21 protein-coding genes are annotated in these 26,744 nt (G+C 69.8%); 11 read left to right on the top strand and 10 right to left on the bottom strand.

The genetic code is table 11. The annotated features are described in order from the left end of the window. Positions 1-10: 10 nt before the first annotated feature. Together ACWTPI_RS02600 and otsB are read right to left on the bottom strand one after the other, a co-directional pair. Positions 11-1,768, bottom strand: coding sequence for a glycoside hydrolase family 15 protein (locus ACWTPI_RS02600; RefSeq protein WP_052166018.1), 1,758 nt, complete (start codon positions 1,766-1,768; stop codon positions 11-13). Between the two features lie 97 nt (positions 1,769-1,865). Further along, positions 1,866-2,708 (bottom strand): trehalose-phosphatase, encoded by an 843-nt coding sequence (gene otsB, locus ACWTPI_RS02595; RefSeq protein WP_454730899.1) that lies wholly within the window; start codon positions 2,706-2,708, stop codon positions 1,866-1,868. 249 nt (positions 2,709-2,957) lie between these two features. On the opposite strand from otsB, the gene ilvA reads away from it, so the two are divergent. Beyond that, the gene (ilvA, locus tag ACWTPI_RS02590; RefSeq protein WP_454730898.1) at positions 2,958-4,484 is read left to right on the top strand and encodes a threonine ammonia-lyase, biosynthetic; all 1,527 of its coding nucleotides are present in this window, start codon (positions 2,958-2,960) and stop codon (positions 4,482-4,484) included. Between the two features lie 105 nt (positions 4,485-4,589). Then, complete coding sequence (gene queF / locus ACWTPI_RS02585) at positions 4,590-5,423, top strand: NADPH-dependent 7-cyano-7-deazaguanine reductase QueF (RefSeq protein ID WP_059410450.1); 834 nt, start codon at positions 4,590-4,592, stop codon at positions 5,421-5,423. 796 nt (positions 5,424-6,219) lie between these two features. Here queF and ACWTPI_RS02580 read toward each other — a convergent pair. Further along, positions 6,220-7,388 (bottom strand): IS3 family transposase gene (locus ACWTPI_RS02580; protein WP_454732439.1). Its coding sequence is split into 2 segments (ribosomal slippage): positions 6,220-7,130 and positions 7,130-7,388, totalling 1,170 coding nucleotides; the frame shifts between segments, so codons are not numbered across the junction. A 145-nt stretch (positions 7,389-7,533) separates the two neighbouring features. Next, positions 7,534-8,943: a carbohydrate porin gene (locus ACWTPI_RS02575; protein ID WP_454730897.1), complete on the bottom strand. Its 1,410-nt coding sequence runs from the start codon at positions 8,941-8,943 to the stop codon at positions 7,534-7,536. Between the two features lie 244 nt (positions 8,944-9,187). On the opposite strand from ACWTPI_RS02575, the gene ACWTPI_RS02570 reads away from it, so the two are divergent. Genes ACWTPI_RS02570 through ACWTPI_RS02550 form a run of 5 tightly spaced genes read left to right on the top strand, consistent with a single transcriptional unit; the run spans position 9,188 to position 14,569 of the window. Then, a complete protein-coding gene (locus tag ACWTPI_RS02570) occupies positions 9,188-9,877 on the top strand; it encodes a TetR/AcrR family transcriptional regulator (RefSeq protein WP_454730896.1) in 690 nt (229 codons plus the stop codon). A 27-nt stretch (positions 9,878-9,904) separates the two neighbouring features. Next, complete coding sequence (locus ACWTPI_RS02565; RefSeq protein ID WP_454730895.1) at positions 9,905-10,897, top strand: HlyD family secretion protein; 993 nt, start codon at positions 9,905-9,907, stop codon at positions 10,895-10,897. 11 nt (positions 10,898-10,908) lie between these two features. Continuing rightward, positions 10,909-11,886 carry an ABC transporter ATP-binding protein gene (locus ACWTPI_RS02560; RefSeq protein ID WP_454732438.1) on the top strand — a complete coding sequence of 326 codons (978 nt, stop codon included), beginning with the start codon at positions 10,909-10,911 and terminating at the stop codon, positions 11,884-11,886. Beyond that, on the top strand, positions 11,883-13,040 hold the full coding sequence (locus ACWTPI_RS02555) for an ABC transporter permease (RefSeq protein ID WP_059410435.1): 1,158 nt from the start codon (positions 11,883-11,885) through the stop codon (positions 13,038-13,040). The genes ACWTPI_RS02560 and ACWTPI_RS02555 overlap by 4 nt, the downstream gene beginning before the upstream one ends. Positions 13,041-13,051: 11 nt before the next feature. After that, positions 13,052-14,569 (top strand): efflux transporter outer membrane subunit, encoded by a 1,518-nt coding sequence (locus ACWTPI_RS02550; protein WP_454730894.1) that lies wholly within the window; start codon positions 13,052-13,054, stop codon positions 14,567-14,569. Here the strand turns inward: ACWTPI_RS02550 and ACWTPI_RS02545 are convergent. Next, entirely contained in the window at positions 14,546-15,727 is a 1,182-nt protein-coding gene (locus ACWTPI_RS02545) for a pyridoxal phosphate-dependent aminotransferase (protein ID WP_454730893.1), read from the bottom strand. The genes ACWTPI_RS02550 and ACWTPI_RS02545 overlap by 24 nt on opposite strands. A 424-nt stretch (positions 15,728-16,151) precedes the next feature. Here ACWTPI_RS02545 and ACWTPI_RS02540 point away from each other — a divergent pair, with 424 nt between their 5' ends. The 3 genes from ACWTPI_RS02540 to ACWTPI_RS02530 all read left to right on the top strand — a co-directional run bounded on the left by ACWTPI_RS02540 (position 16,152) and on the right by ACWTPI_RS02530 (position 19,298). Then, complete coding sequence (locus tag ACWTPI_RS02540; protein WP_020206799.1) at positions 16,152-17,663, top strand: NCS1 family nucleobase:cation symporter-1; 1,512 nt, start codon at positions 16,152-16,154, stop codon at positions 17,661-17,663. A 60-nt stretch (positions 17,664-17,723) separates the two neighbouring features. Then, on the top strand, positions 17,724-18,458 hold the full coding sequence (locus ACWTPI_RS02535; protein WP_454730892.1) for an aspartate/glutamate racemase family protein: 735 nt from the start codon (positions 17,724-17,726) through the stop codon (positions 18,456-18,458). Positions 18,459-18,542: 84 nt separating this feature from the next. Next, on the top strand, positions 18,543-19,298 hold the full coding sequence (locus ACWTPI_RS02530) for a GntR family transcriptional regulator (RefSeq protein WP_454730891.1): 756 nt from the start codon (positions 18,543-18,545) through the stop codon (positions 19,296-19,298). Between the two features lie 13 nt (positions 19,299-19,311). On the opposite strand, the gene ACWTPI_RS02525 is transcribed toward ACWTPI_RS02530, so the two are convergent. The 3 genes from ACWTPI_RS02525 to ACWTPI_RS02515 all read right to left on the bottom strand — a co-directional run bounded on the left by ACWTPI_RS02525 (position 19,312) and on the right by ACWTPI_RS02515 (position 22,547). Beyond that, a complete protein-coding gene (locus ACWTPI_RS02525; protein ID WP_156173681.1) occupies positions 19,312-19,614 on the bottom strand; it encodes a hypothetical protein in 303 nt (100 codons plus the stop codon). 176 nt (positions 19,615-19,790) lie between these two features. Then, complete coding sequence (locus tag ACWTPI_RS02520) at positions 19,791-21,107, bottom strand: ArgE/DapE family deacylase (RefSeq protein WP_454730890.1); 1,317 nt, start codon at positions 21,105-21,107, stop codon at positions 19,791-19,793. Positions 21,108-21,200: 93 nt separating this feature from the next. Next, entirely contained in the window at positions 21,201-22,547 is a 1,347-nt protein-coding gene (locus ACWTPI_RS02515; protein WP_454730889.1) for an MFS transporter, read from the bottom strand. Between the two features lie 178 nt (positions 22,548-22,725). On the opposite strand from ACWTPI_RS02515, the gene pdxR reads away from it, so the two are divergent. Beyond that, the gene (pdxR, locus tag ACWTPI_RS02510; protein WP_059410428.1) at positions 22,726-24,216 is read left to right on the top strand and encodes a MocR-like pyridoxine biosynthesis transcription factor PdxR; all 1,491 of its coding nucleotides are present in this window, start codon (positions 22,726-22,728) and stop codon (positions 24,214-24,216) included. Positions 24,217-24,241: 25 nt separating this feature from the next. Here the strand turns inward: pdxR and ACWTPI_RS02505 are convergent, their stop codons facing one another. Both ACWTPI_RS02505 and ACWTPI_RS02500 read right to left on the bottom strand, forming a co-directional pair. Beyond that, entirely contained in the window at positions 24,242-25,570 is a 1,329-nt protein-coding gene (locus ACWTPI_RS02505) for an aspartate aminotransferase family protein (protein ID WP_029043988.1), read from the bottom strand. Further along, on the bottom strand, positions 25,563-26,645 hold the full coding sequence (locus ACWTPI_RS02500) for a phosphotransferase (RefSeq protein WP_454732437.1): 1,083 nt from the start codon (positions 26,643-26,645) through the stop codon (positions 25,563-25,565). Before ACWTPI_RS02500 ends, ACWTPI_RS02505 begins: the two co-directional genes overlap by 8 nt. Positions 26,646-26,744: the final 99 nt, after the last annotated feature.

Below are 26,744 nucleotides of genomic sequence, written 5' to 3'. Positions count from 1 at the left end.
GCCCGCCGGCTCAGATCACCGCGTCCCACGGTGCCGACAAGCGCGTGGCGCCATTGATCAGGCCCACCATCGAATACGTCTGCGGGAAATTGCCCCACATCTCGCCGGTGACGGGATGGGTGTCCTCGGACAGCAGGCCGAGCGGATTGCGCGCCGCCAGCATGGCCTCGAAGATCTCGCGCGCCTCCTCGCGGCGCCCCACGCGGGCGAGCGCGTCGATGCGCCAGAAGGTGCAGATGTTGAACGCCGTCTCGGGCTTGCCGAAATCGTCGGGCGCCTCGTAGCGGCGCATGTAGGGCCCGTCGCACAGCGAGGCTTCCATCGCCCGGAGCGTGGACATGAAGCGCTCGTCCTGCGGCGCGATGAAGCCGACCTCGGCCATCAGCAGCACGCTGGCGTCCAGCTCGCGCCCGCCGAAGCTCTCGGCGAACGCCTGGCGCTCCTCGCTCCACGACTCGCGCACGATGCGCTCCTTCATCACGTCCGCGTGCCGGCGCCAGTACGCCGCACGGCCCGCCAGCTGCAGCGCGTCGCCGATCTTGGCCAGGCGGTCGCACGCGGCCCAGCTCATCAGCGCCGACGAGGTGTGCACGCGCGCGCGCGTGCGCAGCTCCCACATGCCGGCGTCGGGCGTGCCGAACACGCGCACCGCCTGCTCGCCCACGGTCTCCAGCACGCGGAACTCGGCCGCGCCGCCCCGGTGCAGCAGGCGGTGGTCGTGGAACGCCTGCGCCGCGCCCAGCACCACGTTGCCGTACACGTCGTGCTGGAAGTGCTCCTGCGCCTGGTTGCCCACGCGCACCGGCCCCATGCCGCGGTAGCCGGAGAGGTGATCGAGCACGCTCTCGGGCAGCTCCAGCTCCAGGCCGATGCCGTACAGCGGCTGGATGTGGCCGTCCTTGGACTGCATCACCACGTTGGACAGCCAGCGCAGGTAGTCCTCCATCGTGCCCACCTCGGACAGGCTGTTGAGCGCGCGGATCACGAAGAAGGCGTCGCGCAGCCAGCAGAAGCGGTAGTCCCAGTTGCGGCCGCTGCCGGGCGCCTCCGGGATGCTGGTGGTCATGGCCGCGACGATGGCGCCGGTCTCCTCGAACAGCGACATCTTGAGCGTGATGGCGGCGCGGATCACCGCGTCCTGCCATTCGCGCGGCACCGCCAGGCGGCGGCTCCACAGGCGCCAGTAGGCGGTGGTCTCCTGCTCGAAGTCGCGCGCGATCTCCTCCACCCCGCCCTGCAGCGTCTCGTCGGGGCCGAGGATGAAGTCGAGGCTGCGCGTGAGCAGGAAGGGCGTGCGCGACAGCACATAGGTCAGCGGCGCGTTGGTGGTCATGCGCAGCGTCATGCCGTCGCCGATGTAACGCACGTGGCTGCTGCCGCGCGTGATCTCGGGCGCCACGCGGCCCCAGTCGAAGCGCGGCGCCACCGTCACCCGCACGCGCGGCGCGCCGCGCACCGGGCGGATGCGCCGGATCAGCGTGGTCGGCCGGAAATAGCGGCCCAGGCGGAAGAAGCGCGGCGCGAAATCGGTGATCTCCATGCAGTTGTTGTGGCGGTCCGTCAGCCGCGTGCGCAGCACCGCGGTGTTCGGCTCGTACCACTGCTGCGCTTCCTGGAAATCCTCGATCTCGATGGCGAAGTGGCCGGCGTTCTCGCCCGGGTCGAGCAGCGCGTTGAAGACCGGATCGCCGTCGAAGCGCGGCAGGCAGCACCAGACGTAGCGGCCGCGCCCGTCGACCAGCGCGGAGATCGCGCAGTTGCCGATCATGCCCAGCGAGAGCGAGGGATCGGCATAGTGGCGGGTGGCGCCGGCGGCACGCGGCTGGCTGTCCTCGGTGGATGATTGGCTCACAGCAATTTCTCCCTCAAGGCGTCGTCGTGGATGTGGGGGCGGACTCGGCGGGTGGCGCGGACGGCGTAGGCGAAGCGTGCGAAGCGGGCGCTGTAGGCGCCGTGGGCATGTTGCCGGCCGCCGCCATGACTTCCAGCGCCTTGGCCGAGCGGTGCAGCCAGCAGCGCAGCGCCGCCGGCCCGGCCACGCTGACGGTGGCCGCGCTGGGCCGCTCGCCGACCAGCACGCCCAGGCCGCCGAGGCGGCGCACCACCGCGAAGCCGGCTTCGTCGGTGATGTCGTCGCCGGCGAACAGCGGCCGGCGCCGCGCGAACGGCGGGCCGCGCATGAAGGTGTCGATGGCGCCGCCCTTGTCGATGCCGGCCGGCTTGAGCTCCACCACCATCTTGCCGTGCAGGACCTCGATGCCGGGCGCGCCGGCGGCCAGGCGCGCGGCGAAGTCGCGCACCAGCCCCTCCAGCTCGGGCGCGGCGCGGTAATGGACCGCGACCGCGACGGACTTGCGCTCGAGCTGCAGCCCCGCGTGCGCCGCCACCAGCGCCTGCAGCGGCGGCAGCAGCAGCGGCACGCCCGGATCGGGCTCGCGCAGGCGGCGGCCGCCGGCGTCGCGCAGTTCCGCGCCATGCACGCCGGCCGCGGGCAGTTGCAGGGGCTTGAGGAAGTCGTCCAGTTCGGCGATGGGCCGCCCGGACACCAGCGCCACGGCGCCGTCCAGGTGGCGGTGCAGGGCGCGCAGGGTCCCCACCAGTTCCGGTTCGACCCGTACCAGGTCAGGGCGGGGCGCGAGGTCCGCCAGCGTACCGTCGAAATCCAGGAACAGCGCCGTGTCGGGTTCGATGAGAGGCAAGGGAGGCATTGCGCTACACCGTATCAGAGTGTTTTGACAGCGTCCACCGGGCGCCGTCCTACATGGTGCGCGGCCGCGCGGGCTGCACCACGCCGGCGCCTGCACCGCCGCGGTGCGGGCGCCGGGCACGTGCGCCAGCCTGCTCCCGGCGCGCTGCGCGGCCCGCGCTGCGCGCGCGCCGGGTGCCGGCGCAGGCATCGGGCGGCGCGCCATCCTTTATCATTGACGGTTTCGCCATCCCTGCCCTGGCTGTCCACGATGACCCGCAAAACCGATTACCTGAGAAAAATCCTGACCACCAAAGTGTATGACGTGGCGCAGGAAACCGATCTCACCTTTGCCCAGCAGTTGTCCGCGCGCACCGGCAACTCGGTGTGGTTCAAGCGCGAGGACACCCAGCCGGTGTTCTCGTTCAAGCTGCGCGGCGCCTACAACAAGATGGCCTCGCTCACGCCCGAGGAACTGCGGCGCGGCGTGATCGCCGCCTCGGCCGGCAACCATGCGCAGGGCGTGGCGCTGTCGGCGGCGCGCCTGCAATGCAAGGCGATCATCGCGATGCCCGTCACCACCCCGCAGGTGAAGATCGACGCGGTGCGCGAGCGCGGCGGCGAATGGGTGCAGATCGTGCTGCACGGCGACTCCTACAGCGATGCCTACAACCGCGCGGTGGAACTGGAGAAGAAGCACAAGCTGACCTTCATCCACCCGTTCGACGACCCCGACGTGATCGCCGGCCAGGGCACCATCGCGATGGAAATCCTGCGCCAGCACCCGGGCCCGCTGCACGCGGTGTTCGTGGCCATCGGCGGCGGCGGGCTGATCTCCGGCATCGCCTCCTACATCAAGGCGGTGCGCCCGGAGATCAAGGTGATCGGCGTGCAGACCGTGGATTCCGACGCGATGAAGCGCTCGGTGGACGCCGGCAAGCGCGTGGAACTCAAGGAAGTGGGCCTGTTCTCCGACGGCACCGCGGTCAAGCTGGTCGGCAAGGAAACCTTCCGCATCACGCGCGAGCTGGTCGACGAGATCGTGCTGGTGGACACCGACGCGATCTGCGCCGGCCTCAAGGACGTGTTCCAGGACACCCGCAGCATCCTCGAGCCGGCCGGCGCGCTGGCCGTGGCCGGCCTCAAGCTCTACGCCGAGCGCGAGAAGCTCAAGGGCCAGCACCTGGTGGCCATCGCCTGCGGCGCCAACATGAACTTCGACCGCCTGCGCTTCGTCGCCGAGCGCGCCGAGGTGGGCGAGGCGCGCGAAGCCGTGTTCGCGGTCAGCATCCCCGAGGAGCGCGGCAGCTTCCGCCGCTTCTGCGAACAGGTCGGCACGCGCAACGTGACCGAGTTCAACTACCGCATCGCCGACAACAGCACCGCGCACATCTTCGTCGGCGTGCAGATCAGCAGCCGCGCGGAAAACGAGAAGATCACCGCGGGCTTCCGCCGCCACGGCTTCGAGACGGTGGACCTGTCCAACAACGAACTGGCCAAGCAGCACATCCGCTACATGGTCGGCGGCCATTCGCCGCTCGCGCACGACGAACTGCTGTACCGCTTCGAGTTCCCCGAGCGCCCGGGCGCGCTGATGCGCTTCCTCTCCAGCATGAGCCCGAACTGGAACATCAGCCTGTTCCACTACCGCAACCAGGGCGGCGACACGTCCAACATCCTGGTCGGCATCCAGGTGCCCAAGAACGAGAAACGCGCGTTCCGCGCCTTCCTCGCCACGCTGGGCTACGTACACTGGGAAGAGACGGAGAATCCGGTGTACAAGCTGTTCCTGTCCTGATTTGCCGAAACGCCGGACCGCCCGGCCACCTGACCGATAGCCGAGGTCTTCCTCCCCCTCCCGCGCCCGCGGGAGAGGGAGAAGACCCACCGCCCCGGAGCCCCCATGAGCCTCCCCGAACACTCGCCGCTGGGCAAGCCCTCGGCCTACAAGACCGAATACGATCCCACGCTGCTGTTCCCGATCCCGCGCCAGCCCAAGCGCACCGAGATCGGCCTGGCCGAAGGCCGCGCCCTGCCCTTCTTCGGCGTGGACATCTGGAACGCCTACGAATTGTCGTGGCTGAACCTGAAAGGCAAGCCGCAGGTCGCGCTGGCCAGCTTCATCATTCCCGCCGACACGCCGAACATCGTCGAGTCCAAGTCGTTCAAGCTCTACCTGAACTCGTTCAACCAGAGCAAGATCGCCTCGCCCGAGGCCGTGCAGCAACTGCTGCACCACGACCTCTCCGAAGCCACCGGCGGCACCGTGCAGGTCCGCCTGGTGAACGAGGCCGACCTCGGCAGCCAGAAGATGGGCGAACTCGACGGCATCCAGCTCGACCGCCTCGACATCGAGACCGACATCTACGAACCCGCGCCGCACCTGCTGCGCGCGAACCAGGACGAGCCGCCGGTCGAGGAAACGCTGGTGTCGCACCTGCTCAAGTCGAACTGCCTCGTCACCGGCCAGCCCGACTGGGGCAGCGTGCAGATCCGATACGTTGGCGCGCCGATCAACCAGGAAGGGCTGCTCAAGTATCTGATCTCGTTTCGCAACCATAACGAGTTTCATGAGCAGTGCGTGGAGAGGATTTTTGTTGACGTGATGCGGGAGTGCAGGCCGGTGAAGCTGGCGGTTTATGCGCGGTATACGCGGCGGGGGGGGCTTGATATTAATCCGTTTCGGACTAATTACAATACTCCGTGGCCGGATAATCGGCGGAATGGTCGGCAGTAGATTTTTTTGATTGGGGGAGTTTTGGATTTCTTGGCAGTTTATATTCAGAGGCTTTGAATTTAATTATTTAGCTTCGAAGTCAACTGCTTAACGTCCACTTCTGAACGTCAAAGTCAAAGTCAAAGGCTTTCGCTCCCCCGGAGCGACCTACTTTCTTTTCCCCGAAAAGAAAGTAGGCAAAGAAAGCGGGCTGCCTGGCCGGCAGGGGCAGAAACGTTGGGATTTCTCTTGTTGGTGGTTTCGTGGTGGGGCCTGTGGTTCTGCTGGCATCCTGCCGTTACCGGTTCGGCTGGCCGCGATCTGGCTGGCGGTATGGGTTGCGGGGTCAGACCTATGATGGCGGGCGCACTGCTGGTTCGGACATCTGCCGTTACCGGTTTTGGCGATCACGGCGTAGCACCGGCACTGGTTTCGTGGTGGGCGTGGTGGACCCAGCGCGGGTGTGTTGGGTTGCTGGAACCGGGATTGCTTTTCAACTGTTCGGCACCGCGCTCGAACAGGGGCCACCGCGCCCACCACGAAACCAGCACCGTCCCTATACCGTGGGCATCCGCCCCGGTCGCGGCAGCAGCCTGAAGGGCCTGGGCCATCGCCATCATGCAGCGCCACCACGAATCCAATTTCGTTTGCGACGCCGCAGGCGGGCAAACCGGTAGCGTCAGCAGTCCCATCGAAGCCAACGCCCGCACCACGAAACCAGCACCAGTTATAAAGTCTGAGCGCCCAGCCCCCCTGCAAGGGGTCTGCTTTCTTTGGTTACTTTCTTTTCAGACAAAAGAAAGTGACTGTGTGGTGGTCAAGTAATCTTGGACACTTTTCTGGCCACTTCTATCTTTAAATTCTCGTACTCGGCAGGCGGCATGTTCATCGCGGCCGAGTGCAATCTCTGTTGGTTGTAGAAGAACAGCACGTAGTTCGTGATGTCCGCCTGTGCCTCCGCGCGGTCGCAGTAGATCCGGTCGCGGATGCGCTCGCCCTTCAGGCTGCAGAAGAAACGCTCGACGACCGCGTTGTCCCAGCAGTTGCCCGCCCGACTCATGCTCGGTGTGATCCCTTCTTCGCGCAACAATTCCTGGAACGCATGGCTGGCATACGGGCTGCCCTGATCCGAGTGAAACATCAGGCCCTCGGCCGGCTGCCGGCTCGACAGCGCGATTCTCAGTGCCCTCACCACTAGCCGCGTGTCGGCCGAATTCGAGTAAGCCCAACCCACCACCCGCCGCGAGAATAGGTCCATCACCACGGCCAGGTACAGCCAGCCTTGCTGCGTCCAGATGAAGGTCACATCTCCAGCCCACACCCGGTTCGGTTGCGCGACGACAAACTGCCGGTTCAATCGGTTCGGCGCTATGGCCGAGGACTTCCCGCCCTTCGAGTAATAATGCTTGCGAGCCTTCCGGACCGCGACCTGGGCTTCCCGCATCAATCCTCTGGCTCGATGGCGTCCGACAGCATGGCCTCGTCTGCGCAGCTCCTGCGACATGCGGCGGCTGCCGTAGCTTTGCCCACTCGTCTCATGAATCGCCTGGACCTGACCCATCAGCGCCTCACGTTGGGCACGCGGCTTGGCTTGCCGGGCCTTCCACGCGTAGTAGGTGCTGCGCGGCATGCCCAGGGTCTCGCACACCACCGCCACCGGCCAGACCTTCTCCGCCTGTTCGATCACTTCGTATTGCGATCGAGTTCCTTGACGAAGAAGGCCGTGGACTTTTTTAGGATGTCGCGCTCACGCTCCAGCCGGGCCACTTGCCGCTCCAGATCCCGGATGCGGCGCTGGTCGGGCGTCAAGCCCGTCGGGTCACTTGTGGTCGGTACCGGCTTCGCCTGGCGATTGCCAATCCAACGACGAAGCGCTGTCTCACCAATGTCCAGTGCCTTGGCGGCATTGGTCACTGAATATCCCTGCTCTAGCACCAAGTTCACTGCGTCGGCCTTGAACTCGTCGGAGAAATCTCTGCGTCCCATCATCACCTCTCTAGTTGACCGGAAGTCTACCTTTTGAAGTGTCCAGGATCATTAGACCACCACACTGGCAGCCCCGCGCAGCGGGGATGTCATACAGCCTTTGGGTTCAAGTACCCAAACCGCCCAAACAAGAACTCAAAAAAACTCAAAACTCCCCATGCAACCTGACCCCATAAAACTTGGCCGGCCCCCGATCCCGATTATATCCAGGATTCCGAATATACTGAAAATCCGGACTAATACTCAAATACTTGACCGGCTGAAAACTGTAATACAACTCCATCACCTGTTCCGGCCCATACCGTAGCGCGCCGTCCCCGAGAAACGCCCCGAGGCCGCCGGCCTCCAGATACGCCCGGTGCCGCGGTCCCAGCATGTTGACCGCCACGGCCAGCCCCACCGCGTCGCGCGGGCGGCCCCAGGCGTTGCCGTTGAGCACGCCGCCGGCCGATACCTGGCGGCCGATTTCCGTGAAGGCGTAGGTCTCGGTCTTGTCGTCGGACATATTGGCGCGCGCGAACACGCCCAGCGATTCGTTGATCCGTTGCAGCAGGGTCAGCCCCACGCCGATCTTGGCGTGTTCCTCGCGCACGTTGGCCACGTCCGGCGTGGTGCCGGTGGCGGCGCCGAACTGCAGCGCGTCGCTGAACGCGCCCATGCGCGCCTTGTTGCGGAAGAACAGCAGCCGCGCGGTGCCGGGCTGGCCGGCGATGCTGTAGCGCTTTTCCAGTTCGAGGATGTCGCCGTAGTGCTGGAACATGCGCGTGTCCAGCTCCAGCCCGTTGGATTCGAGCGGCTGCAGGAAGCGGCCGATGCGCGCCGACCACGCGTCGCCGATGTATTCCAGCGCCACGCCCCAGTCGTAGCCGCGCGCGTCGGCCGGGTAGTCGAACGCGCCGTGCGTGAGGAATGACCAGTTCATGAACTGGGTGCGCGGGTCGGAGCCGAATTCGTTCTGGTCGAACACGTCGAGCGCGCCGAAATTGCCGGCGGTCAGCACCACGCGGCGCTTGTCGACGCTGCCGGCGAACTGGTTGAAATCGGCCTCGACGTCCTCGCTGCCGCCGCCCAGGCCCCAGGTCTGGCGCACGAAGGCGCGCGCGCGGTAGAACACCGGGTTGGTGCTCGACACCTTGGCCAGCTCGCCGTTGGGCAGGCCGCCCAGGCCGTGCAGCTCGGAGAACGGCACGCCCTGCGTCACCTCCGGGTTGAAGTGGAATTCGGCGCCGCGCCACAGGCGGATCCCCAGATCGAGCGTGGTGCTGAACGAATAGCTCTTGGCGCGCTGCGCGGCCAGGCTGTTGTCGCCCGAGTAGGCCGCGCCGAAGGCCGGCTTGCGCTGCCAGATATAGGTGGTCTGGCCGTGGAACGAGAACGGCGCGTCGGCCTCGTTCACCAGGCTGCCCGAGGCCGGCATCGGGTCCGGCGCCGGGCCTGCGTCCTGCGCCCGCGCCATGCCGGCGCAGGCCAGCAGCGACAGGGCGACGGCCGGCAAGCGGCAGGCAACGGACAAGCGGAACCGCGCCGGGGCGGCGGTGAGACGGCGAAGCAGCATGAAAAATCCGGGGAGAAACCTGACCGGCGGGGCGGCCGGCGGCAGCAACGGTGCTGCCTGGCGAATTGGCGGGACGAAGCATAGCCAAGGCTTTATGACATGTCTACCTTGCATTGCTGCATTGCAACATTCCGCTTCCCGCGCGGGTGCGCCGCGGTCCCAGGCCATCGTCATTTTTGTAACCGGCCTTGAATTAATTAACCCAACAATTAATATTTCTATGTTCCCGCACAGCGCTTGCCCCATGCCCACGCCGCCGCCCGCCCGCTCGCCTTCCCCGCCCCGCCGCCCGGGCCGGCCAGCCGCCGGCAAGGCGGCCACGGCCGGCCAGCGCGGGCAACTGCTCGACGCCGCCACCACCCTGTTCGCGCGGCACGGCGTGGCCGCCACGCCGATCAGGACCATTGCCGCGCATGCCGGCGTCACGCCGGCGCTGGTGCACTACTACTTCCGCGACCGCGACCAGCTGCTCGACGCGGTGGTCGACGAGCGCCTGCAGCCGCTGGTGGAGCAGGTCTTCGCGCCCGCGCTGGCGGACCAGGAAGATCCCACCGCGATGCTGGTCGGCATCGCCACGCGGCTGATCCGCGCCGCCGCCGCCACGCCGTGGTTCCCCGGGCTGTGGATCCGCGAGATCGTCAACGCGGAAGGCCAGCTGCACGAGCGCGTGCTGCAGAAGATCGCGCTGCAGCGCGCCGGCATCGTCACCGCCCACCTGGGCGCCGCGCGCGCGGCCGGCAAGCTCAACCCGGGCGTGGAGCCGGCGCTGCTGATGGTGTCTCTGATCGGGCTGGCGCTGCTGCCGCTGGCCACCACGCATATCTGGCAGCGCCTGCCCGGCGCGCAGGGCATCGACCCCGAGGCGCTGGCGCGCCACGTCGGCGCGCTGCTCGCGCACGGGATGTCGCCGCTGCCTCCCAGCCCCTCCGCCTGAGACCCAGCCATGCGCACGGAGCCTGCCATGCACCGCCACCGCCTTCGCCACCTTCTCCACCTCTCCCGCCGGACCGCCGCCCTGGCGTTGCCGGCCGCGGCCGCCGCGCTGCTCGGCGCGTGCGGCAACGACGCGCCGCCCGCCTGGCAAGGCTACGTGGAGGGCGAGTTCGTCAGCGTGGCCTCGCCGTTCGCCGGGCGGCTCGACCAGCTCGCCGTGCAGCGCGGCCAGCAGGTCGCCGGCGGCGCGCCGCTGTTCGCGCTCGAAGCCGACGACGAAAGCGCCGCGCGGCAGCAGGCCGCCGCGCAGGTGCGCGCGGCCGAGTCGCAGGCGGCCGACCTGCAGACCGGCAAGCGCCCGCCCGAGGTGGACGCCACCCGCGCGCAGCTCGCGCAGGCGCAGGCCGGCGCGCTGCGCAGCGCGGCGCAATACCGGCGCGACCAGGCGCAGTTCGCCATCGGCGGCGTGTCCCAGGCGCAGCTCGAGGAAAGCCGCGCCACGGCCGCCGCCGACGCCGCCCGCGTGCGCGAACTGCAGCGCGACGTGGAAGTGGCGCGCCTGCCCGGGCGCAGCGCCCAGCGCGCCGCGCAGGAGGCCCAGGTGGCCGCGGCGCGCGCCGCGCTGGCGCAGGCCGAGTGGAAGCTCTCGCGCAAGACCGTGAGCGCGACCCAGGCCGGCCTGGTCTACGACACGCCGTTCCGCCGCGGCGACTGGGTGCCGGCCGGCAGCCCGGTGGTCAGGCTGCTGCCGCCGGGCAACGTCAAGGTGCGCTTCTACGTGCCGGAAACCGTGGTCGGCGCGTTCAGGACCGGCGAGCCGGTGCGCGTGCGCTGCGACGGCTGCGCCGCGCCGGTCGACGCCACCGTCAGCTACATCTCCAGCCAGGCCGAGTTCACGCCGCCGGTGATCTACAGCAACGAGACGCGCGCCAAGCTGGTGTTCCTGGTGGAAGCGCGCCCGGCCGCGGCCGACGCGCCGAAGCTGCACCCGGGCCAGCCGGTCGAGGTGGCGCGGCCATGAGCGCATCCGCCATGCCTGCGGCAGCGCCCGGTCCGCGCGGCAACGGCCACGCCGGATGGGTCATCGACGTGCGCGACCTCACCAAGCGCTACGGCGACAAGGTGGTGGTCGACAAGCTCGCCATGCAGGTCGGGCGCGGCGAGATCTTCGGCTTCCTCGGCCCCAACGGCAGCGGCAAGACCACCTCGATCCGCATGATGTGCGGCCTGCTCACGCCTGACGGCGGCAGCGGCACCTGCCTGGGCTACGACATCCTGCGCGAGAGCGCGCAGATCAAGCGCCGCGTGGGTTACATGACGCAGAAATTTTCCTACTGGGACGATCTCTCCATCCGCGAGAACCTCGATTTCGTCGCGCGCGTGTACGGCATGCCGAAGCGGCGCGAGGCCGTGGACCGCGCGCTCGAGGAACTCGGCCTGGCCAGCCGCGCGCAGCAGCTGGCCGGCTCGCTCTCGGGCGGCTGGAAGCAGCGCCTGGCGCTGGCCGCCTGCCTGCTGCACGAGCCGCAGTTGCTGCTGCTCGACGAGCCCACCGCCGGCGTGGACCCGAAGGCGCGGCGCGATTTCTGGGCGCAGTTGCATCAGCTCGCCGCGCGCGGCATCTCGGTGCTGGTCAGCACGCACTATATGGACGAGGCCGAGCGCTGCCACAAGCTCGCCTACATCGCCTACGGCAAGCTGCTGGCGCAGGGCACCGCGGGCGAGGTGGTGGCCAGCCAGAAGCTGGTCACGTGGAGCGTGCTGGGCGAGCAGCTTTCCGCGCTGTCCGACCAATTGCGCGGCGCGCCCGGGGTCGAGCAGACCGTGGTGTTCGGCAGCGCGCTGCACGTCACCGGGCACGACGAAGCCGCGCTCGAAGCCACGCTGCGCCGCGTGGCCGGCGCGCGGCACCGGCTGGAGCGGATCGACACCAGCCTCGAAGACGTCTTCATCCACATGATGAGCCGCGCCGACGACAACATGCGCGCCGGCAAGGAGGCCGGGCGATGAGCGGCAACGGCAATGGCGGGCGCTTCGCGTTCTCGCCGCAGCGCTGGTGGAGCATCGTCATCAAGGAGTTCCTGCAGCTGCGCCGCGACCGCATCACCTTCGGCATGATCGTGGGCCTGCCGATCATCCAGCTGATGCTGTTCGGCTTCGCCATCAACACCGACCCGCGCCAGCTGCCCACCGCGGTGATCGCGGCGGACCACAGCGAATTCACGCGCTCGTTCGTGGCCGGCATGCAGGCTTCCACGTATTTCCGCGTGACCCGCACCCTGCCCGACGAAGCGGCCGGGCGCGCCGCGCTGCGCCGCGGCGACGTGCAGTTCGTGCTCACCATCCCGCCCGACTTCACCGCGCGGCTGCTGCGCGGCGAGCGCCCGGCGCTGCTGGTCGAGGCCGACGCCACCGACCCGTCCGCCACCGGCCAGGCCATCGCCGCGCTGCCGCAGCTGGCCTACTCGGTGGCCGACAAGGACCTGCGGGGCGCGCTCGCGCATCTCGCGGGCGGCAAGGCGCCGTTCGAGGTGCAGGTGCAGCGCCTCTACAACCCGGAGGGCCTCACGCCGTACAACATCATCCCCGGCCTGATGGGCGTGATCCTGACCATGACGATGGTGATGATGACCGGCCTGGCGATGACGCGCGAGCGCGAGCGCGGCACGATGGAGAACCTGCTCGCCACGCCGGTCCGGCCGCTCGAAGTCATCACCGGCAAGATCGTGCCCTACGTGTTCATCGGCCTGATCCAGTCCACCATCATCCTGCTGGCGGCGCGCTGGGTCTTCCACGTGCCGTTCGTCGGCTCGGTGCTGGCGGTCTACCTGGCCGCGCTGCTGTTCATCGCCGCCAACCTGACGGTCGGCATCACGCTGTCGTCGCTGGCGCAGAACCAGCTGCAGGCGGTGCAGCTGACCTTCTTCTATTTCCTGCCGGGCATCCTGCTGTCGGGCTTCATGTTCCCGTTCCAGGGCATGCCGCGCTGGGCGCAGGGCATCGGCAGCGTGCTGCCGCTGACCTACTTCAACCGCATGATCCGCGGCATCCTGCTCAAGGGCAACGGCTGGGCCGAGCTGTGGCCCGACGTGTGGCCGCTGCTGCTGTTTACCGCCGTGGTGATGGCCATCGCGGTGCGTTTCTACCGCCGCACACTCGACTAAGGGAGCCGGCCATGCCAGCCTCGCCGCGCGTTCTCGTCTCCATGCTGCCCGCCGCGCTCGCGCTCGCGTTCGGCGGCTGCGCCGTCGGCCCCGATTTCGCGGTGCCGCCCGCGCCCGCCGGCGACACCTACACCGCCGGCGCGCAGCCGCAGCGCACCGGCGCGGCCGACGCGCCGGACGGCCACGCGCAGGCGCTGCTGGCCGGTGCCGACGTGCCGGCGCAATGGTGGACGCTGTTCCAAAGCCCGGCGCTGGACCGCGCCATCCGCGCCGCGCTGGACGCCAGCCCCACGCTGGCGCAGGCGCGCGCGCGGCTGGAGCAGGCGCGCCAGGACCTCTCCGCCAGCACCGGCGCGCTGCTGGCGCCGCGCGTGGACGCCAAGCTCAACACCACGCGCGAGCAGGTCGACCTTGCCTCGGTCGGCATCACCGCGTTTCCCAGCCCGGGCCCGTTCACGCTGTACGGCGCCAGCGTGACGGTCTCCTACACGCTCGACCTGTTCGGCGGCGCGCGGCGTGAGCTCGAAGGCCTGCGCGCGGCGGTGGACTACCAGCGCTTCGAGCTGGAGGCGGCGCGCCTGGCGCTGGCCGGCAACGTGGCCACCGCGGCGATCCGCGAGGCCAGCCTGCGCGCGCAGATCGCCGACACCGAGGCCATCGTGCGGGCCCAGCAGCAGCAGCTCGCCATCACGGAGCAGCGCCACCAGGCCGGCGGCGTGGCCGCGCTCGACGTGCGGCGCCAGCGCGGCGAGCTGGCGCAGAGCCAGGCGCTGCTGCCGGGGCTGGTCCAGCAGCTTGCCGCCACGCGCCACCAGCTCGCGGTGTACGCGGGCCAGGAACCGGCAAGCGCCGGCCTGCCCGAATTCCGCCTCGAAGACCTGACGCTGCCCGACACGCTGCCGCTGACCCTGCCGTCCGCGCTGGCGCGGCGCCGGCCCGACATCCGCGCGGCCGAGGCGCTGCTGCACCAGGCCTCGGCCAATATCGGCGTCGCCGCCGCGCAGCGCTATCCGCAGCTCACGCTGAGCGGCAGCGCCGGCACCCAGGCCATGTCCACGCGCAACCTGTTCGACAGCTTCAACGTGTGGTCGCTGGCGGCGGGCATCGTGCAGCCGGTGTTCCGCGGCGGCGAGCTGGTGGCGCGCAAGCGCTCGGCCGAGGCGGCCTACGAGCAATCGCTGGCCGCCTACCGGCAGGCGGTGCTGAGCGGCCTGCGCGAAGTGGCCGACACGCTGCGCGCGCTCGAGGCCGACGCCGACGCGCTGCGCGCGCGCGCCGACAGCGCGCGCGAGGCCGCCGCCACGCTGGCCGTGGTCAGGGAACAGTACCGCCTCGGCGGCGTCAGCCAGCTGGCGGTGCTCGATGCCGAGCGGCAGGACCGGCAGGCGCGGCTGACGCTGGCGCAGGCGCGCGCGAGCCGCTTCTCCGACTCGGCCGCGCTGCTGCAGGCGCTGGGCGGCGGCTGGTGGCAGGAGCAGGCCGCCGCCACTGGCAAGGCGTTGGCGTCAGCGCCCCAGGAACGCCCGTAGCCGGCGCGCGCCTTCGTCGAGGCGGGCGGTGTCGCAGGCGTAGCACCAGCGCACGAAGCCTTCGCCTTCGTCGCCGAACGCGCTGCCGGGCGCCAGGCCCAGATGCGCCTCGCGCACCAGCTGCTTGCACAGCGCCAGGCTGTCGCGCGCGCCCTCGAGCCGGAAGAACACGTACATCGCGCCCTCCGGCGCATGCACGTCCACGCCGGGCACTTCGGACAGCGCACTCACGAGGTGGTCGCGCGCCGCGCGCAGCTTGCCGACCAGCTCGCGCGTGAAGGCCTCGCCCTCGCGCACGGCCACGATGCCCGCCTCCTGCACGAACGACGGCGCGCACGAGGTGTTGTACTCGATCAGCTTGCCGAGATCGCCGGTAAGCGCCGCCGGCAGCACCATCCAGCCCAGCCGCCAGCCCGTCATCAGCCACGCCTTCGAGAACGAGTTCACGCAGATCACGCGCTCGTCGCGGCTGGCGATGTCGAGGAAGGACGGCGCCACGGCGTGTTCGCCGCCGCCGTAGTAGAGCCGCTCGTAGACCTCGTCCGCGATGATCCAGATGCCGTGCCGGCGGCAGTGGTCGAGCACGGCCTGCTGGTCCGCGCGCGACATCACCCAGCCGGTCGGGTTGTTGGGCGAGTTGATCATCAGCAGGCGCGTGCCGGGCGTGAGCGCGGCCAGCAGCTTGTCCAGGTCGAGCGTCCAGCCGTGCGCGCCGTAGTCGAGCGAGACCGTCTCCACCTCGGCGCCGAGGATCTTGGGAATCTCCACCAGGTTGGGCCACAGCGGCGTGACCGCCACGGCGCGGTCGCCGGGGCCGGCCACCAGCTGCGCGGCCAGCATCAGCGCGTTGACGCCGGCGCTGGTGACGGCCACGTTGTCCGCCGCGGTGGCGCCGTGCAGCGCGCTCACGTAGCCGGCCAGCGCCTCGCGCAGCGGCGCGATGCCGAGGTTGTGCGTGTAGAACGTGGCGCCGCCGGCCAGCGCGCGGCTGGCGGCGTCGCGGATGAAGGCGGGCGTGACCTGGTCGGACTCGCCGAACCAGAACGGCAGCACGTCGGGCAGGCCGATGCCGGCGTTGGCCACCTCGCGGATGCGCGAGGCGCGCAGGTGATGGACGGCGGCGCGGGCGGCGGCCGGGCCGGGCTGGCTGGTGGACATCTGCACTCCTTGGTGTCGGGTGGCCCCGCGCCGGCGGGCGCGCGGCGAGGCGGGGGGAAGCGGGGAGAAGCGGCGCATCCGCGCAAGCGTAGCGCAAAGCCGGTGGCCGCGGTATCGGCGCCGGCCCGGGCACGGAGCAATTCCCGCGCCATCTTGCGCGGCGCCGGGCGCCAGCCCCGGCCCGGCCGCGCGCGGCCGCCGCCTAGGGATTGTCCCGATCCCCGCCGCATTGACTCTCTCGCCTTTATCGCCTACAAATCTGTCCACAACATCAGTTAGTTTTGTAGACAATTTTGTTCTCAATAAAAATGCGGGCCGCGCACAGGAACGCGGCCGGCGCCTCGCCACGCACGGCCCGGGCGCGGCCCGTCCAGCGGGACCGCCTTGCCGCCCGGCCGGCATCCGCCACCAGGAGAGATCCACGATGCAAGCGACTGCCACCCCCACCGCGTCGCCCGACGCCGCCCAGGCCGCCGGCCACGCGCACGGCAACGCCCTCGTCAAGCCCGGCTACGACGAGCGCCTGACCAACGAGGACCTCGCCCCGCTGCGCCGGCAGACCTGGGGCACCTACAACATCTTCGCGTTCTGGATGTCCGACGTGCACAGCGTGGGCGGCTACATCACCGCCGGCAGCCTGTTCGCGCTGGGCCTGTCGAGCTGGCAGGTGCTGGTGTCGCTGCTGGTGGGCATCGTGATCGTGCAGTTCTTCTGCAACCTCGTGGCCAGGCCCAGCCAGGCCACCGGCACGCCCTACCCGGTGATCTGCCGCGCCTCGTTCGGCGTGCTCGGCGCCAACATCCCGGCGGTGATCCGCGGGCTGATCGCGGTGGCGTGGTACGGCATCCAGACCTATCTCGCGTCGAGCGCGTTCCTGGTGCTGGCGCTGCATTTCTTCCCGGCGCTGGCACCGTATGCGGATGCGAAGCTGCACGGCTTCGCCGGACTGTCCGCGCTGGGCTGGTGCGCGTTCATGACGCTGTGGGTGCTGCAGGCGCTGGTGTTCTGGAACGGCATGGAGACCATCCGCAAATTCATCGACTGGGCCGGCCCGGCGGTCTACGTGGTGATGATCGCGCTGGCGATCTGGCTGGTGCAGAAGGCCGGCTGGCAGAACGTCAACTTCACGCTGAGCTTCCTCAAGTACACCGGCTGGGACGCGGTGCCGGTGATGCTCACGGCGATCGCGCTGGTGGTGTCGTACTTCTCCGGCCCGATGCTCAACTTCGGCGACTTCTCGCGCTATGCGAAGGACTTCCGCGCGGTGCGGCGCGGCAACTTCTGGGGCCTGCCGGTCAACTTCCTCGGCTTCTCGCTGCTCACGGTGATCACCACCTCGGCCACGCTGCCGGTGTTCGGCAAGCTCATCACCGACCCGGTGGAGACCGTCAGCCACATCGACAGCACCTTCGCCATGCTGCTGGGCGCGTTCACCTTCATGACCGCCACCATCGGCATCAATATCGTGGCCAACTTCGTCTCGCCGGCGTTCGACTTCTCCAACGTCTCGCCGAAGCACATCAGCTGGCGCACCGGCGGCATGATCGCGGCGGTGGCGTCGATCTTCATCACGCCGTGGAATCTCTACAACAACCCGCAGGTCATCCACTACACGCTGGACATCCTGGGCGCGTTCATCGGCCCGCTGTTCGGCATCCTGATCGCCGACTACTACCTGGTGCGCCGGCAGCGCGTGGCGGTGGACGACCTCTACACCATGAGCGCGCAAGGCCGCTACTGGTACCGCAACGGCTACAACCCGGCGGCCGTGCTCACCCTGCTGCCGTCGGCGCTGGTGCCCATCCTGTGCGTGGTGGTGCCGGCGTGGCAGGGGCTGGCGAACTACAGCTGGTTCATCGGCATGGGCATGGCCCTGCTGCTGTACCGCCTGCTGGCGCCGCGCCTGATGGCGGCGCACCTTGCCGACCGCGGCTGAATTCCCTAGACATCTGACCCCGGACATCTGACCCCGGACACCCGACCCCGAAGACCCGCCATGAAGCTCAAGATCATCAACCCCAACACCACCCAGAGCATGACCGACAAGATCGGGCAGTGCGCCGCCGCCGTGGCCGCGCCCGGCACGCGCATCGTCGCGGTCAGCCCGCGCATGGGGCCGGCCTCGATCGAGAGCCACTACGACGAGGCGCTCTCGGTGCCCGGCATCCTCGACGAGATCCTGGCCGGCGAGCAGGACGGCACCGACGGCTACGTGATCGCCTGCTTCGGCGATCCCGGCCTGTACGCGGCGCGCGAGCTCGCGCGCGGCCCGGTGATCGGCGTGGCCGAGGCGGCCATGCACATGGCCAGCATGGTCGGCACCAGCTTCAGCGTGGTGACGACGCTGGCGCGCACCTGCAACATCGCCTGGCACCTGGCCGAGCGCTACGGCATGAAGCGCTTCTGCCGCGCGGTGCACGCCTGCGACCTGCCGGTGCTGGAGCTGGAGCGGCCCGGCTCGGACGCGCGCCGCATCGTCGCCGAGGCCTGCCGCGGCGCGCTCGCGCGCGACGGCAGCGACTGCATCGTGCTCGGCTGCGCCGGCATGGCCGACCTGTGCGAGGAGATCGCCGAGGCCATCGGCGCGCCGGTGATCGACGGCGTGAGCGCGGCGGTGAAGATGGCCGAGGGAATGGTCTCGATCCGGCTCGGCACCAGCAAGCGCGGCGACTGGGCGCGCCCGCTGCCCAAGGCCTACGCCGGCATGCTGGCGCCGTTCGCGCTCAACTGAGCGCGCGGCCTGCCAGCCGACTTGTGTACGATATGCGGGAATTTCGTCGCCAATCTCGGCGGCAAGCCGACCATGCGTACCCAGATGGCAACCAGCAGAAGCAAAGCGAAACCGAAGGACAAGGACAAGGACAACGCCGCGGAGGCGACCGAGGCGGCCGAGGCCGGCGAGGGCTCGCCCGCCGAGACGATCTACCTCCACCTGCTCACCGCGATCATGGAGCACCGCCTGCTGGCGGGCACCAAGCTGGTGGAGGAGCGCCTGTGCGAAGTCACCGGAGCGAGCCGCGCGCGCATCCGCCAGGTGTTCGCGCGGCTCGCGCACGAGAAGCTGGTGACGCTGGTGCCCAACCGCGGCGCCTTCATCGCCAGCCCCACGGTGGACGAGGCACGCCAGGTGTTCCAGGCGCGCCGCGTGGTGGAGCCGGAGCTGGCCGGCGTGCTGGCGCGGCAGGCCACGCCGGCCCGCATCCGCAGCCTGCGCCGCCACGCGCAGGAGGAAGACAGCGCGCGCGGCCGCGGCGACCGCGCCGCCATGATCCGCCTGTCCGGCGAGTTCCACATCCTGCTGGCGGAGATCGCCGGCAACGCGATCCTGGAAAAGCTGATCCGCGAGATGGTCTCGCTGACCTGCCTGATCATCACGCTCTACGACCGCCCGGGCGCGCCCGCCTGCCCCGAGCACGAGCACCGCGAGCTGATCGACGCCATCGAGAAGCGCGACGCCGCGCGCGCCGGCGCGCTGATGACCGAGCACCTGGAACACATCGAGGCCTCGCTCGACCTCACCGCGCAGGCCAGCGGCACGCCCGACTTCCACAGCATCTTCGCGCGCGGCTGAGGCGCGGCGGGCGCTAGCGCCCGTCGTCGTCGACGCCGCCCTGCGATACCCAGCCGGGCTTCATGCGCAGGCCGAAGCTGCTCTGCGGCTGCGCCTCGCGCTCCGGGCGCAGCGCGTACTGGTCGCGGTTGCCCGGCGAGAGCGGCGGCGCGGCCGGCCGGAGCGCCGGCGCGGGCGGCGCCTTGCCGGCCGCGCGCGGCGCGGCCTTGCCGGGCGCGGCGCCGGCGCCGGGCTGGTCGGCGGGCGGCGCGGCCGGGGCTGCCTGGGCCGCCAGGCAGGCGCACAGGGTTGCGAGGATGGGAAGGAGGGGTTTCAAGATCACACTGTCTCGCCGCGGCGAGACCGGGAATCGCCCGCCGCCGCTCGTTGCCGAAGGAAGCATTGTCGCAGCTAGTGGCGCTCCCGGGCCAGTATCCTGAATCGCGGACCCGCCGGCCCCCTTTCCGCGATGCCCTCTTCGACCCTCTCCGGCAGTCCCTCCGGCCGGCGGCGCTAGGCCGCCAGCGCCTCGACGCCGCACCAGCTGGCGATGAAAAGCGCCAGCGTCTTGGTCACCATGCGCACGGACTGCAGGTTGACCGCCTCGTCGTAGCCATGCGGCATGCGGCATTCCGGGCCGTAGACGATGGCCGGCGTGTCGGCGTACAGGCCGAAGAACCGGGCGTCGGTGGCGGCCGAGGTCGAATACTCCTGCAGCGCCTCGCCGAACACGCGCTCGTGGCTGGCGCGCAGCGCGGCTTCCACGTCCTCGCCGTTCTCCAGCACGTAACCCTCGGCCATGAAGCCGTGGTAGATCACGCGCGGCGGATGCTTGGCCAGGAAAGGATCGCGGGCCGCGGCCGCGGCGATGAAGGCCTCGATCTCCGCCCTGGCGGACGCCAGGCTCTGGCCCGGATACACCGCCACGCGCATGTCGAAGTGGCACCACGCGGGCACGCTCGAAGCCCAGTCGCCGCCGGCGATCTTGCCGAGGTTGAAGTTGATGGGATGCGGGTGGCAGCAATAGTGCCGGTAGTCCTTCTTGCGCGCGTTCCAGGTGACTTCCAGCGCCTTCAGCTCGCCGATCAGGAAGATCGCCTTCTCGATCGCGTTGGCGCCGGCGCCCGAGAACGCCGCCGAGGCGTGCTGCGGGTCGCCGTCGACCTGCACCTGGAACCACATCGGCCCGACCTGGGCCCGCATGAGCTTGGGCAGCAGCGGCTCGGGAATGAAGGCGGCGTCCGCCCGGTAGCCACGCTGCAGGCAGGCCAGCGCGCCGTTGCCGGTGCATTCCTCTTCCACCACCGATTGCAGGTACACGTTGGCCGCGGGCTGCAGGCCCACCGCGCGCAGCGCGTCCAGCGCCGACATGCAGGCCACCAGCCCCGCCTTCATGTCCCCGGCGCCGCGCCCGTGCATCCAGCCGTCGACGATCTCGGCGCTGTACGGGTCGCGCGTCCATTGCGCCAGCGGCCCGACGGGCACGACGTCGATGTGCCCGTTCAGGATCAGCGAGCGCCCGGCCTGCGTGCGCGCGCGATGCGCGCCGACCACGTTGAAGGCGTTGTCATACGAGACCGCCACCGGCGAGAAGCCCGGCAGGTGCCGGATCTTCTCGACGTCGATCTGCCACTGGTCCACGGCATAACCGCGCGCGCGGTATTGCCGCGCCATGAAATCCTGGGCCGTCGCTTCCTCGCCGCGCTGCGAGGGAATCCTGACCAGCTGCCGGAGCAGCTCGGTCTGCGTGTCGAAGCCGCTGTCTACCGCGTCGAGAATGCGCGCGGCGAGAGAGTCCGCCAGCGGCGTGGCGAGTTCGTTCTGGTTCATGCGTTTGCCTTTGAGATCATTGCCGGCGGCAGCACCCTGGCGCCGGTTTCCGGATGTTCCGATGCGGCCGCCGAAGCCGCCCCCGCGCGCGCCTCAGCCCCGCTCCACGGCCATGCCGGGATAGTCGCCGGCCGCTTCCTGGCGGTCCTCCGCGGACGCGCCCTCGCCATTGGGGATGAGCAGCGCGGCCAGGAACGTGCTGCCGGCGATCAGCGCGAACAGCAGCGCCAGCGGCCCCCATTGCAGGCCGTACTGCTGCGCGATCCACAGTCCCACCAGCGGCGTGGTCCCGCCGAAGACGGCGCCGCAGATCTGGAAGCTCAGCGAGATGCCGGTGTAGCGCACGTTGACCGGGAACGCCTTGGGCAGGAACGGCGCCAGCACCGCGTAGTAGGCGCCGATGAAGGCCGTGGCCACCAGGATGCCGATGGCGATGTTGGTCAGGTCGCGGGTCAGGATGAGCATCATCATGGGCGCCGCCCACAGCACCGCCGCGCCCGACACGATGGCGATGAACCTGCGCTCGCCGAGGCGATGGGCGAGATAGGAGGCCAGCGGGAAGCTCAGGAACTCGACCAGGCCGGTGTAGGTGACGATCTTGAGGATGTCGGGCTTGGCGACGTGCAGGTAGTTGGTGGTGTAGGTGATCATCAGCGTGGTGATGAAGTAGAACCCGGAGATGCCGAGCATGGACAGCCCGATCCCCGCCACCAGCCGGCCCTTGAAGCGCGCGAAGATCGTGCGCAGCGGCGCGACCTCGACCGCGTGCGCGCTCCGCGCGCGCGCCTCGCGGTGCGCCTCCAGCTCCGGGCTCTCGTTGACGCCGCGCCGGATCAGGAACGCCACCAGCACCAGCACCGCGCTCACCAGGAACGGGATGCGCCAGCCCCAGCTCCTGAAATCGTTCTCGGGCAGCGCCGACACCACCTGGAAGATCGAGGTCGCCATGATCAGGCCGACCGGGCTGCCGTATTGCGGCGCGGCGGCCAGGAAGGTGCGCCAGCGCCACGGCGCGTGCTCGGCGGCGATCAGCACCGCGCCGCCCCACTCGCCGCCCACGGCGACGCCCTGGACCAGCCGCAGGATCACCAGCAGGACCGCCGCCGAGATGCCGATGGCGTGATACGACGGCAGCAGCCCGATCAGCGTGGTCGACACGCCCATCAGCAGCAGCGTGATGATCAGCGCTTCGCGGCGGCCCACCTTGTCGCCCAGGTGGCCGAACAGGATGGCGCCGAAGGGCCGCGCCACGAAGCCCACGGCGAAGGTGCCCAGCGACGCGAGCGTGCCCATGAAGTGGTCCTTGGTGGCGAAGAACACGTCGCCGAACACCAGGGCCGACGCGGTGGCGTAGCAGAAAAAGTCGTACCACTCGATGGTGGTCCCGAAGAATGCGGCTGCGGCCGCCCGGAATGGCTGCCGCGTCGTTGTCGTACCCATGTTCTGTCTTCCTTCGTGATTGGTGGTGCCCGTTGCGTCCACACTCGCGGCGCGAGCCGCCGCCGCGAGTCACCGCCGGATGACTGGATCTGTTCGGATGGGTAGGCGGCGATTGACTATAGCAATCGATGGCTATAGCCTATATATCCAAATACGTTTATTTGATGAGGCCATTTCGATGCGCGCCGTGCTGCTTACCGACCTGCTTTCGCAAGCGCTTTCGAGGTCGGGGGAGGAACCGATGCAGCGCCAGATCTACCAGGTGGTGCGGCGCGCGGTGCTCGACCACACGCTGGTCGCCGGGCAGAAGCTGCCCTCCTCGCGCGCGCTGGCGCAGGACCTGGGCATCTCCCGCATCACCGTCTCGCTGGCCTACGACCGCCTGATCGCGGAGAACTATCTCAATGCCAGCAGCGGCAGCGGCACCTTCGTCGCGCCGACCAGCGTGCGGCCGCTCGGCGGCGCGTCCGAGGCGAGCCACGCCAGGCACACGATGGCCCTGTCCCAGCGCGGGCGCATGCTGGAGGACCTGCCCGGCGGCCTGAGCCAGTCCAGCGGCGCCTTCGTGCCCGGCGTGGCCGATGCCTCGATGTTCCCGTTCCACCTGTGGCGGCGGCTGGTGTCCCGGCACATCGGCAAGGGCGACCTCTCGCTGTCGGGGTACGCGGCCGACGGCGGCGGCTTCGCGCCGCTGCGCGCGGCGGTGGCGAGCTACCTGAAGATCTCCCGCTCGGTGGCGTGCGAGCCGGAGCAGGTCATCATCACCTCGGGCACGCACCAGTCCATCGACCTGTGCGCGCGCCTGCTGGCCGACCCCGGCGACATGGCCCTGGTCGAGAACCCGTGCCACTGGGCGTTCCCCACGGTGCTGGCGTCGGCCGGGCTCAGCATCGGCGCCGGCACCGTGGACGAGCACGGGCTGTCGCTGGAAGCGAGCCACGCGCCGCGCCACACGCGCCTGGTCGTCACCAGCCCGTCGCATCACTATCCCACCGGCGTGGTGATGCCGCTGGCGCGCCGGCTGGAGCTGCTGCAGAGCGCGCGCTCGCGCAACCTGTGGGTCATGGAGGACGACTACGACAGCGAGTTCCGCTACGACGGCGCGCCGCTGCCCTCGCTGCAGGGGCTGGACAGCGATGCGCGGGTCATCTACGTGGGCACCTTCAGCAAGGCGATGTTCGCCGGCGTGCGCCTGGGCTACCTGGTGGTGCCCGCGCACCTGGCGCAGACCTTCTCGATGGCCAGCGCCAAGCTCTACCGGCCCGGCCAGCTCCATGCGCAGGCGGCCCTCGCCGACTTCATCGACGAAGGCCACTTCTCCCAGCACATCCGCCGCATGCGGCTCGAATACGCCGAGCGGCAGAACACGCTGCGCGCGTGCCTGACGCGCCGGCTCGGCGGCGCGATCAGCCTGTCGGAGGCGCGCGCCGGCCTGCACCTGTTCATGCGCATGGACCTGAAGACGGGCACCGGCGCCCTGGTGGAAGCGGCCCGGGCGAAGCACATCGTGCTCGGCGCCCCGCGCTTCGTGGCGGCGCGCCCGGACCTGGAAGACCGCTCCGTGGTGCTGGGTTTCGGCGGCGTGCCGCTCGCCGAGATCGCCCCGGGCGTGGAGCGGCTCGCCCGGGTGGTGGAGCAATGCGGCGCGAAGAAGCGCGCGCCGGCCTGAACGCTGAACGCCGGACGCCGGACGCTCAGGCCGCGCGCAGGGCGTGGTCGGCGACCTCCAGCAGCAGGTCGGCGTTGGCGCGGCTGAACGGCAGCAGCGGCCGGATCTTCAGCACGTTGCCGCGCGGGCCGGTGGTGCTGATCAGCACGCCGTTCTCGCGCATCGCGTTGACCACGCGGCCGGCCTCGTCGGCCGCGGCCTGCTTGCCCGCGCGGTCGCGCACCAGCTCCACGCCGATGAACAGGCCCGCGCCGCGCACGTCGCCGATCAGGTCGTGCCGGCGCGCCAGCTCGCCGAAGCCCTGCCGGATGTAGTCGCCGATCGCGGCCGCGTTCTCCTGCAGCCCGTTCTTCTGGATCACGTCCAGCGTCGCCCGGGCGGCCGCGCAGGACACCGGGTTGCCGCCGAACGTGTTGAAGTAGCGCGCCTCGCGGCCGAACGCCGCGATCACTTCCGGCCTGGCCACCAGGCCCGAGACCGGATGCCCGTTGCCCATCGGCTTGCCCATCGTGACGATGTCGGGCACCAGGCCGTGGCGCTGGAAGCCCCACATCGCGGTCCCCGTCCTGGCAAAGCCGGCCTGCACTTCGTCGGCGATGAAGATGCCGCCGGCGCGGCGCATTACCTCGACCGCCTCGCGCAGGAAGCCGGGCGGGTCGGCGAACACGCCGTCGCTCGAGAACAACGTGTCCACGATCAGCGCGGCCGGCCGGATGCCGTGCCGGAGCATGTCGTCGATGGCGTGCTGGACGTCGCGCGCGAACCGCGCCCCCACGGTGTCCGGGTCGCCGAAATAGCTGTCCGGCGCGGGCACGGCGCGCACGTCCGCGCCGAGCGGGACCGACTTGCCCAGCGACGGCGAGATCGCCGCGACGGCGGCGGTGACGCCGTGGTAGGCCAGCTGCGTCACCACCACGCCGGTGCCGCCGGTGTGGCGGCGGGCGATGCGCAGCGCCAGGTCGTTGGCTTCGCTGCCGGTGCAGGCGAACATCGCCTGCGAAAGCTCGGCGGGGAAGGTGGCCAGCAACTGCTCCGCGTAGTCCAGCACGCCTTCGTGCAGATAGCGCGTGTGGGTGTTGAGCGTGGCGGCCTGCCGGGCGATGGCCTCGACCACCTCGGGGCGGCAGTGCCCGACCGATGCCACGTTGTTGTAGGCGTCAAGGTAGGCCTTGCCGGTGTTGTCGTACAGCCAGACGCCCTCGCCGCGGACCATGTGCAGCGGCTCTTCGTAGAAGAGCCGGTATGCCGGCCCCAGCAGCCGCTGCCGGCGCTCGATCAGCGCGCGGTCGATGTCGCCCAGCGTGCCCGACCGCGCGGGGTCGAAGGCGTTGAGCATGGCCTTGTCTTTACTCATGGTGGTTCTCCAGTTCGCCGCCGATCGCCTCTAGCACGGTGTGTTCAGCCTGCCCGCGCGGCAACGCGGCCAGGCGATGAAGGCCGGTCCACGACAGGGCATTGTTGCGCAGGATGTATGCGCTGTTCTCGGGATGCTGCCGCGCGCGCCAGCCGGTGATCAGCACCGTGATCAGCAGCCGCGCGGCGATGAGGTCGGGCAGCACGCCGGCCTCCGCCTCGGTCAGCGGGAGGACGCGGTGGTAGGCCCGGATGCAGTCGAGCGCCGTCGCCAGCGGGTCGGGCGCGTCGGCGAGCTGGTAGGCGCACGCCACGGCGAGGTCGTTGACCAGCGGCGCCTCCACCATGTCGCCGAAATCCAGGATCGCGGTCACGCGCTCGGTGTCGTGCTCGTCCACCAGCACGTTGTAGGCGTTGAGATCGTTATGGATGACCTGCCGGCGCAGGCCCGCGACCCGCTGCGCGGTGGCCTGCTCGTAGTGGTCGAGGAACCGCGTGGCCAGCGCGCGGCGCGGGCCGTCTTCGACCAGGGCCAGCAGCGGACGCAGCTGGGAGACGTGCTGGATGTCCCACAGCAGCCGGTGATTCGAATGCGCGTGGGAAAAGCCCGCCAGGGCCTGGTCGAAGCGCGCCAGGGCGCCGCCGAGGGCCCGGCGCTGCCTGGCGCTGCGCGCCACCTTGTACAGCGGCACGCCGGGCAGGAAGGTGATCAGCCGCACCGCCTGGCGCAGCCCGCCGGCGCCCACCTCGCGCCAGTGGATGCTCTCGCCGCTCCTGGTCGGCAGGATGCCCGGCACCGGCAGCGCCGGCTGTGCACGCATCAGGTGCAGCTGCGCCTGGGTCTGGAAATCCGTTACCCCGGGGTCCTCGGCCGGGTGCGTGACCTTGAGCACGTAGGTGCCGCCATCGCGGCCGTCGAGCCGGAAATTCTGGTCGCGCTCGCTGCTCAGCACCGTCGCGCGGCTGTCGATGCCATACACCTCCGCGGCCAGCGCCTGCACCTGCCGGAGGTCGAGCTTGGGTGTCGACACGGCAAACAGCCCGTCGCCGCCGAGCGGATCCGGCATGCCATGCATGCCGCCTGCCTGCGCCTGCGTTGCCGCCTGGCGCTCAATCGCCTGCCTCATATCTGGATCTATCCGTAGAGTGACCGTGCGCACAACTATAGGGCGCAT

Source organism: Cupriavidus ulmosensis (assembly GCF_977008105.1).
Note: the sequence above shows the minus strand (reverse complement) of the source record. Positions and strands in the feature narration are given on the sequence as shown.